Annotated in this window: 4 protein-coding genes; 3 read left to right on the top strand and 1 reads right to left on the bottom strand. The window is 41.5% G+C overall.

The features are described 5' to 3' along the window. The first annotated feature begins 7 nt into the window (after nt 1–7). The 3 genes from T541_RS0117975 to T541_RS0117995 all read left to right on the top strand — a co-directional run bounded on the left by T541_RS0117975 (nt 8) and on the right by T541_RS0117995 (nt 4,545). Complete coding sequence (locus tag T541_RS0117975; RefSeq protein WP_026653962.1) at nt 8–1,171, top strand: DUF2201 family putative metallopeptidase; 1,164 nt, start codon at nt 8–10, stop codon at nt 1,169–1,171. Between the two features lie 17 nt (nt 1,172–1,188). Continuing rightward, complete coding sequence (gene purB, locus T541_RS0117980; protein WP_026653963.1) at nt 1,189–2,622, top strand: adenylosuccinate lyase; 1,434 nt, start codon at nt 1,189–1,191, stop codon at nt 2,620–2,622. A 747-nt stretch (nt 2,623–3,369) separates the two neighbouring features. Then, nucleotides 3,370–4,545, top strand: a complete 1,176-nt coding sequence (locus tag T541_RS0117995; RefSeq protein WP_026653964.1) for an IS110 family transposase — start codon at nt 3,370–3,372, stop codon at nt 4,543–4,545. Nucleotides 4,546–4,939: 394 nt separating this feature from the next. Here the strand turns inward: T541_RS0117995 and T541_RS21265 are convergent, their stop codons facing one another. Next, the gene (locus T541_RS21265) at nt 4,940–6,271 is read right to left on the bottom strand and encodes an IS30 family transposase (protein WP_026652973.1); all 1,332 of its coding nucleotides are present in this window, start codon (nt 6,269–6,271) and stop codon (nt 4,940–4,942) included. Between the last annotated feature and the right edge of the window lie 128 nt (nt 6,272–6,399).

The following is a 6,399-nucleotide window of genomic DNA, read 5'->3' on the forward strand; positions in this document are numbered from 1 at the left end:
AGAAGATATGAGTAATACACCGATAATTAAAGGACTGGCAGCTCTGGCAACTGTAGGGCTTGCCTATATAGCTCAGGGAGCAGGAATCAAGATTAATGATTCCGTTGAAAAGAATAAGAAACAGGAAAATAAGAAGCCAGAGTATAAGAAATCAGAGAATAATGGTGCTAAAACTAATGGCCAGACCTATAAAAATGATGGCTTTTACAGTGCGGCAGCAGGGATTAAGTCCGAGAACCGCTATGATCTTACAAAAGAACTTCAGCTGACTTTAGATGATAACATAAGCCCAGAGAAGAGAAAGCAGATAAGAGACAAGATATTTGCTTTCAAGCTTTATGTGCTTAAAACTGAGCCTATGTGTGGAAAGATGTTGATGGCCATTGATGTGGTTGAGGATTTCAAAACTCCGAAGGCAGCTACAGATGGCAGGAAGATATATTATAATCCGGCCTATTTTGATGCTATCGGCGAGGATAAGTATTTCTTTATAATTCTGAGCCAGTTTTACCACATTTTGCATGGCTACTGTTATAAAGCAGATGGTAAGAATGAGGAGCTATGGAGTACAGCCTGTGAGTTTGCAGCAAACGCAAAGGCTACGAATTTTAGTAGACGCCATAGAGACATTGAACTACATGCCATGGAGGATGCGCCCTTTATTATGACAGAGGGCTACTATGAAAAGGTTGATGCCGAAGATATTTATCAGCAGATGTCAAAGGCTTCAAACAAGTACAGGCTTTCCGGACAGCCTATTCATTTTATCTATGTATTTCGCTCAGTGTGGAAATACGATGTTAATGTAAGACCAGTGAAGAATCTGATCCTGCCAGTAAATATGGGATTTACGGAGCTTATGGATGCAAAGAGTGAACTGGAGCACCTTAAGAAATGGGCCCAGAATTCAGTGCCAGCAAATATTTCTGATGAGTGTAAGTTCTTTTCAAAGGTTAATTCCTATGATGCCCTAAGTAGTAATGATCAGGACAGGTTAGACAGGATAATAGAGGATGCCTTTAATCAGGGGTCCGATGATAAGACAGTTCTTAGGCTTATGGAGCTACTTGAAGCCAACAGGAAAGTAGTTAAGGAAGCCTTTGCAATATGTGACAATGATAGAATAGATTCTTTTCTTAGAAAATGTTACTATCTAAAAGATGCTAAATAAAGTTTAGGAGGAGTATTATGAGCACAGATCGTTACAGTAGCCCACTTTCAGAGCGCTACGCCAGCAAGGAGATGCAGTATATCTTTTCACAGGACATGAAGTTCAGAACCTGGAGAAGGCTTTGGATCGCTCTTGCAGAGATTGAGCATGAACTTGGACTTAACATTACACAGGAGCAGATTGATGAGCTTAAGGCCCACAAGGACGACATCAACTATGATGTGGCAAGAGCCCGTGAGAAGGAAGTTCGTCATGATGTAATGAGCCATGTATACGCATACGGCCAGCAGTGCCCTAAGGCTAAGGGTATCATCCACCTTGGTGCAACCAGCTGCTACGTTGGTGATAACACAGATATCATCATTATGACAGAGGCTCTTAAGCTTGTTCGTAAGAAACTCGTTAATGTAATCGCAGAGCTTGCTAAGTTCGCAGATAAATATAAGGCACAGGCTACTCTTGGATTCACACACTTCCAGCCTGCACAGCCTACAACGGTTGGTAAAAGAGCTTGCCTCTGGCTTCAGGACTTTACTTTAGACCTTGAAGATCTTGATTATGTTCTTGATAACATGAAGCTTCTTGGATCTAAGGGAACAACAGGAACTCAGGCATCCTTCCTTGAGCTCTTTGATGGAGACCTTACCAAGGTTGATAAGCTTGATCCAATGCTTGCTGAGAAGATGGGCTTCAAGGGATGCATGGCAGTATCAGGCCAGACCTACAGCCGTAAGATTGATGTTAAGGTAGTTAACGTTCTTTCAGGTATCTGCCAGTCAGCTACCAAGATGGCTCAGGATATCAGACTTCTTCAGCATCTTAAAGAGGTTGAGGAGCCATTTGAAAAGAGCCAGATCGGTTCATCAGCTATGGCTTACAAGCGCAATCCTATGAGAAGTGAGCGTATCTGTTCTCTTTCAAGATACGTTATCGTTGATACACTTAACCCAGCTATCACAGAGGTTTCACAGTGGTTTGAGAGAACTCTTGATGATTCTGCTAACAAGAGACTTTCTATTGCAGAGGGCTTCCTTGCTACAGATGGTGTTCTTGACCTTTGCCTCAATGTTGTTGATGGTCTTGTGGTTTATCCTAAGGTTATCGAGAAGCGCCTTATGTCAGAACTTCCATTCATGGCAACTGAGAACATCATGATGGATGCTGTTAAGGCTGGCGGCGACAGACAGGAGCTCCACGAGAGAATCCGTGAGCTTTCTATGGAAGCTGGTAAGACAGTTAAGGTTGACGGTAAGGACAATAACCTCCTTGAGCTTATCGCTGCAGATCCTGCCTTCCACTTAAGCCTTGATGACCTTAAGGCAGCAATGGATCCTAACAAGTACACTGGCTGCAGTGCTCACCAGGTTGATAAGTTCCTTGCTGAGGTTGTAAACCCAATCCTTGAGGCTAACAAGGATGACCTTGGTGTAACAGCGGAGATTAATGTTTAATTGAATTGTCGATAGACATTATTGTAAATGTGAAGGGGCTGCCACACTAATTAGTGCGACAGCCCCTTCTTATATTGTAACGGCTCCGTACGCCATCCTTGACCCACGTAAATCAGGGAGCTTCTGCCATGTCACCGATGGCGATAGACTCATGAGCAGCTGCAAGGAATCACCATCGCATTCACCAGTGTAGCCCCCTGATTTATGTGCATCAAGGACAAGCCTAACGGTGGCTGGTTATTACCTCCGGCTCCAGATCTTTGAGCAGCTGAAAGCATCTTAGGGCATGATCAACCTCTACCAGGGCTCTTTTTCGCTTTCTATCGTGGTATTTCACCATAAACAACCTCCTGTTAGGGACGATATTTACCTCTAACAATACAGTTTTTTCTTTCTATCGTGGTATTTCACCATAAACAACCTCTTGTTAGGGACGATATTTACCTCTAACGATACAGTTTTTTTCTTTCTATCGTGGTATTTCGCCATAAACAACCTCCTACTATTAGTATTAGTCATAGTCTTTCTTTACCTTTTCTATAGGTTCGACTATGCTGTTTAAGATACTGTGGATTGGTTGTTTCCTCCTACCGCATAGACGGTTTCTAACAGGCTCCAACCACAGTCTCTTTGTATATTTGTTAATCAGTTAGTTACCGCATGACGGTTTATCAAGAAGTAGGTTACGATTGCAAGGAGCCCTGTGGATCTGAAACAGTATCAATACTTTTATTAGGGAGGTCCTATATGGTCTATGTAGGAATTGATGTCGCTAAAGACAAACATGATTGCATTATCAAAAACTCTGTTGGGGAAGTTGTTTTCAAAACATTCACTATCAAAAACAATCTCGATGGGTTCAATGATCTTTATCAGAAGATAGAAACCGTAATGGAAGATGCATCTAAAGTAAAAGTAGGGCTAGAAGCCACTGGACACTATAGTTACAATCTTCTTGGATATCTCATTGATAAAGGTTTGCCCACCTTCGTTATCAATCCGTTACATACCAATCTGTACAGAAAAAGTCTAAGCCTTAGACAGACGAAAACGGATAAAGTAGATGTCAATACGATTGCTTCTATGCTCATGTCTGATGTGAACTTAAAGTCCTACTCTGACACATCGTACCACAACGAAGAACTCAAGTCACTAACCCGCTATCGCTTTGATAAAGTAAAAGAGCGGGCAAAGCTTAAAGCTTCTATATCTCGTCTGGTCTGTATCCTTTTTCCTGAATTAGAAAAGCTTGTTCCTACTCTGCATATGAATTCTGTTTATTCATTGCTATACGAATTTCCTGGAGCTAAGCAAGTAGCATTCGCTCATCTTACAAGGCTTTCTAATTTACTGTCCGAATCTTCTAAAGGTCATTACGACAAGGATGTTGCAATAACATTTCGAGAAGCAGCAAGAACCTCTATCGGCTCAAATATGCCAGCAAAATCACTTGAATTAAAGCACACCATTAAGCTGATACGTGAGCTTGATTCCGAGATTGATGAAATCGAAGGAAAAATCAAGGCTATCATGGATACCATCAATTCTCCAATTCTTAGCATTCCTGGAATAAGCTATCGTATGGGCGCCATGATCATAGCAGAGATTGGAGATTTCAGCAGATTTGAATCTGCCGATAAAATCCTTGCCTATGCAGGTTTATCACCATCTACATATCAATCCGGGCAATTAGATAACTGTCATCCTCGAATGGAAAAGCGGGGTTCCAGATATCTACGATATGCTCTGTTTAACGCCACTATCTATGTCTGCCATTGGGATCCGACGTTCAACGCCTACCTTGCCAGAAAGCGAGCTGAAGGAAAGCACTATTATGTCGCTATGTCCCATGCAGCTAAGAAGCTCGTAAGACTGATATATCGGCTTGAAAAATCTAATCAGCCATACAATAAAGCCGTTTAACTAATTCCATACAAATCTTCTTTCAAGAGCATCTTGCGCGATGCTCTATTTGTCATGCAGTTTTCAAGGTACTAATTGCGATGAATAAATCACCATCACTATATTTAAAACATTTCTGTCTTAAAACATTTCTATTGACTTCCTTTAGGTCAAATGAAAAAGTAAATTCCACTTTACCTATGAAAAATGGTCTCTTTTGCGATTTTGAGGAATGATTTCATAAAATTGTGCTTTGAGACCTCTGAAAAACGTGATAAAATCGGTTCATCGTTTCTGTTTGTTGTATGGCAAACAGACGACTGGAGCAGTTTGAGAAAAATTAAATTCCACTCGTCTCGGGATGATTTTTGATGAAATTTGAGACATAAGTGGTCATCTGTCTGCTTACTATTTTTTATTTATTGATGAGAGCCGGTTTTAACATGACTGAGTCTGGGGAGACTTTTTGCTGTCCTGTTAGAGCCGGTATTCTTTTGTCTAAAAGCAGTTCAGCAAGGTCAAATGGAGTTGCTCCATTTAAGCTGTCTCTGGCTGTTGAATTGATGTGACTTGCCATAAGGTTGATGTCTTCCTGAGTGTACTTGTGCATGCTTCGACCTTTTGGAATGACATAGCGAATGTATTCATGGTTCTTCTCAAGTCTGGCCTTCTGGTTAGACACATAAGGATCGCAATAGAATACATAGGTGCGCTGCTTGCCATCTTCAGTCTTTTCTATATCCCAGGGGTTCTTGAATTCCGACCCGTTGTCGGTAAGAATCACAGGAAAGTATTTCTTGAAAAGGCGCGGCCCAAGTGTAGAGTAGAGCTCGTTGATAGCGTTCACGACACACTCCTGAGTACACCTTGGTAATAGGATAACAAGCATAAAACTGCAACTTCTAAACAGAAGAGTGAGCAGGCACTTTCCACTAGCCTGACCACCTTTAACGGTATCCATCTCGACAACATCGAGATCAGGATGATGCTCCATGAAGAACTCAAAGTCCTTGTATGTACGCTTGTTGCGGTATACCTGTTCTATGTTTTTTACTCTTGGTTCAGAGCGCTTCTTTCGCTTTTTATAACGAACTCTTCTGGGCAGATCAATGTTCCTTGCCTGGAAGACGCGTTGGTCGAAGTAGTTGTAAAGAGTACGTCTGCATACAGGTATCTCATCGGCATGCACAGCAAATATATGACTTAATGGCTGCCCGTTGAGAACCAGTGGAGAAACAAGATCGTTTAGCTGCTGCAATTCCTCAGGAGTGAGATTTATTCCTTTCCTTGAGTTGACCAGTTTCTTCTCATACTTTTCTTGTGCGGCCGTGGCAGAGTAGTAGGCTTTTTCTAAAGGACAATCTCTGTAATGATCGCAGGAATTGCACACAAATGGAGCCTTGGTTGGTTTATAACAAACATAGGGAATAAAGTACTTACAATACTTAGTTGGATCCATGCGGTAACAGTAACGACAAGCTTTGTTACATTTGCGGTACTTGTTGTCGCCACATACATCCCGTTCCCTACAGGTTTTGTAGTCCCAGCAAAGTCTGCATTTATCCCACCACTGATATGGGGATTCAATACTTCTGGATCTTTTAACTTCTTTTGAAATGGTAGTAGGATCCTTGTGCAGAACCTTTGCAATGGAATAAAAAGTAGAGCCTTGGTTAAGCTCCTGTTCTATATAAATCCTATCTGACAGTAACAGATGGGAGTGGTTACCTCTTATCGATTCACTCATAAGGAACTCCTTCCTGACAGACAGATGACCTTGAGTAGGATAAGAGATAAAAATGGCATGTGCAAGACTAACTTCTACATCGCCATGTTTTTGACCTGAAATAGCTGAATTTAAAATTTCACTCTACG

The sequence above is a fragment of the Butyrivibrio proteoclasticus P6B7 genome (assembly GCF_000622085.1).
GTDB lineage: Bacteria > Bacillota > Clostridia > Lachnospirales > Lachnospiraceae > Butyrivibrio > Butyrivibrio proteoclasticus_A.